At 37.7% G+C, this 2,861-nt stretch carries 2 protein-coding genes and 2 pseudogenes; 2 read left to right on the plus strand and 2 right to left on the minus strand.

The window, feature by feature from the left end; genetic code table 11:
* Both COE25_RS29440 and COE25_RS29445 read right to left on the minus strand, forming a co-directional pair.
* A pseudogene (locus COE25_RS29440) lies at positions 1-247 on the minus strand (IS110 family RNA-guided transposase); the annotation flags it as partial.
* 257 nt (positions 248-504) lie between these two features.
* A pseudogene (locus COE25_RS29445) lies at positions 505-1,207 on the minus strand (aldo/keto reductase).
* 54 nt (positions 1,208-1,261) lie between these two features.
* Here COE25_RS29445 and COE25_RS29450 point away from each other — a divergent pair.
* Together COE25_RS29450 and COE25_RS29455 are read left to right on the plus strand one after the other, a co-directional pair.
* Positions 1,262-2,242: an NAD(P)/FAD-dependent oxidoreductase gene (locus tag COE25_RS29450; RefSeq protein ID WP_098935170.1), complete on the plus strand. Its 981-nt coding sequence runs from the start codon at positions 1,262-1,264 to the stop codon at positions 2,240-2,242.
* Positions 2,243-2,486: 244 nt separating this feature from the next.
* The gene (locus COE25_RS29455; RefSeq protein ID WP_098935171.1) at positions 2,487-2,825 is read left to right on the plus strand and encodes a YolD-like family protein; all 339 of its coding nucleotides are present in this window, start codon (positions 2,487-2,489) and stop codon (positions 2,823-2,825) included.
* Positions 2,826-2,861: the final 36 nt, after the last annotated feature.

Consider the following 2,861-nt stretch of genomic DNA (forward strand, 5'->3'; position numbering starts at 1 on the left):
TTGGTTCCATCCCAACAATTTCTTCACATAGGTTGTTTAATCTTTGAAGATTTTTAAGCCATTTTAGAAAACTAGTAAATCCTTCTTCATCATTTTTGAATGTGAGAGGATCGCCGACTACAATTCCACGGAAATTCACTGCTCGAGCGACGTGAAATTGTTGAGCAATGTCCACACCAACAACGAGGTGTTTATCGGAAATTCTTTCTATTAGTTGATTTTGTTTGTCTTGCATTTTAAACTTCATAGTAGGGGTTCCTCCTAAGGTTTTGAGTTAGAGTGGTGTCTATACTCATATCTTACTGAGGAGCTCCTTTTTTATCAAAGTCAATAATTAACTCTCTACAGGAATGCTAACGGGGCAGGTTAGTTTAAGTACATTCCTTCACAAAGTCATAAGAAGCGTGATCTTCCTAGTTAGGGAATTGGGCACTTATTTTAGTAAAGAACAAAACAAGCTGCCCAATAATAGTAGGCATCCTTTCATTTTGTTATATATAATCATTAATAATCAAATTTAAAGCTACGGAGCCCTTTCACCATCTCAGGATCTCTATGTGAAAAGAACAAACTCTCTTTCGTATCTAACGCAACAATCGTATCAATATCTTCTTGACTTAATTTAAAGTCAAAGATATTAAAGTTTTCGAAGATTCTTTCCTTATGAACAGACTTTGGAATAACAACGATTCCTCTTTGTGTCAACCAACGTAAAATCACCTGGGCAACGGATTTATTATTCTTTTTGGCTACCGATACTAAAACTTCATTCCCGAACATGTTATTTAGGCAGGAGTTACTTCATTATGAATAATCAAATCGTTCAGACGGTCCATCTGGAAGTTACTAACCTCAATCACTCTGATCTTCCTTCTTGGTACAATTCCTTCATAGCAAGCCAAGAGCCATATACATCACCAAATGGTTGATGAATTAAATATAAATCCAAATAGTCCAATTGCAGTCTTTCTAGCGATTTTGCAATTGCTTTTTGTGTGCTCTCTTAACCAGCATCCTGAATCCAGAGTTTTGTAGTAATAAACAATTCTTCTCTTGCTACGCCACTACGCTTAATTGCTTTGCCAACGGCTTCCTCGTTTTGATAGGCGGCAACTGTATCAATTAAACGATAACCTGCCATAATAGCATCATAAACGCTTCAATCACATTCATCAGTGTCTGTAATCTGATAAACTCCGAAGCCCAGTGTCTGGTCGTCTTAATTACAGACTTTTGAATAGTTGAATAAAAGGGTGAAGATATGTCTCATAAAGATTCTTATCAATGCATTATTGTCGGAGGTGGAATTGCTGGGTTGCAGGCTGCAATTCAGCTCGGGCGATACAATCATCAAGTACTTGTGATTGATAAAGGAGAAGGACGTTCCACATTATGTAAATGTTATCATAACGTATTAGGTTGGCCTGATGGTGTTGATGGACAAACGCTTCGTCACTTAGGAAGACAACATGCAGAGAAATATGGAGTAACTTTTAAGGAAGATGAGATTGTAAAAGTAGAAAAACAAGGGGAAAAGTTCAAATTACAAGGAACTTCACTAAATTGCTATGAAAGTAAATGCCTATTATTAGCTACGGGTATAAAAGATCACATCCCATTAGAAATACCTAACTTAAAGGAATGTCTAGGAATATCAATATATATTTGCCCTGATTGTGACGGCTATGAAGTGACAAATAAAAAGGTGATTGTAGCTGGATCAGGTGATCCTGGGGCAAACATGGCTCTAACCCTTATGTACTGGACGAAGGAACTTATTTATATAAATTCAGACGGTAAGAAAATAAGTGAGAGTGTTCAAATGAATTTAGCTGAAAATGGAATTCCAATGATAGTGGACAAAGTTATTGGAGTAGAGACAAATGGTGAAGGACGGTTTACTGCCTTTTTGACAGGAGATGGAAATAAAATAAAAGGAGAACGAGGGTTTCTTGCCTTTGGTGGAAATAAAGTAAATACAGATTTGTTAAAACAATTAGGCATTGAACGACTAGAAAATCTACATATCCCAACAAATCCGAGGACGAAGGAAACAAATGTACCAAACGTTTGGGTTGCAGGTGATATCGGTGTTCACTCGGAGCTATTAACAATTGCAATGGGAGAGGGAGCACAAGCAGCGATTTGGATCCATAAACGTATATTAGAACAAAGAAGGGACTCGATTGATAAATTTTTTTCCAATTCTTTTGAGAACACTAATGAAAATAGGGGGATTTGAAGAAAATGTTAAGGAGTTTTTTCATGAAAGAAAAGGCATTATTTTTATCATCATCCTTATAGGTTTGGGAATGATGGCTTACTACGGCGTCGAATAAACCAAAAATCAAGATAGCTTTACCTATTAAACCATTATTGGATTCCAAGCTTTCCTACCTTTAAGACCACGTAAAATTGGTCTTTTTATTTTTATTCACATACAGAACGTTTGTTCGCGTATAATAAGAACGAAGGAGGTGTTCGTAATGACGATAAGAGACCGCGGAAAAGTTAAATGGCAGTTCGCCTTTGGAATGCCGGAGCTAATTAAGGCGCAACGTGATTTATGGCGGGATTCAGAACGTGTTGAAAAACCGTTACTAGACGTTTATGAACTCGAGGAATTCGATCAGCGGATAGCTTACGCAATGGCGTATAAGCTAACGGTGAGGCTTAGCGTATGGTCTGACGGATTCACCACGGAGATTACTGGCGCCGTTAACCGCGTTGATCCGATTACGCATGAACTCCGAATAGAAGTAAGGCCTGGCGAATATGAACGGGTGGCATTCGAAGATGTGTGCGCAGTTACTGTCGTAGATTAGGTTTTTCTAATTAAACTAACGAAGCAGGATAGCATT

It is taken from the genome of Bacillus sp. AFS031507 (genome assembly GCF_002584635.1).
Classification (GTDB): Bacteria; Bacillota; Bacilli; order Bacillales; family Cytobacillaceae; genus Neobacillus.

Bases quoted from the DNA above. Each gene is read 5' to 3' on its own strand.
- COE25_RS29455 (WP_098935171.1), top strand. From the start codon at position 2,487: ATGACGATAAGAGACCGCGGAAAAGTTAAATGGCAGTTCGCCTTTGGA.
- COE25_RS29450 (WP_098935170.1), top strand. From the start codon at position 1,262: ATGTCTCATAAAGATTCTTATCAATGCATTATTGTCGGAGGTGGAATT.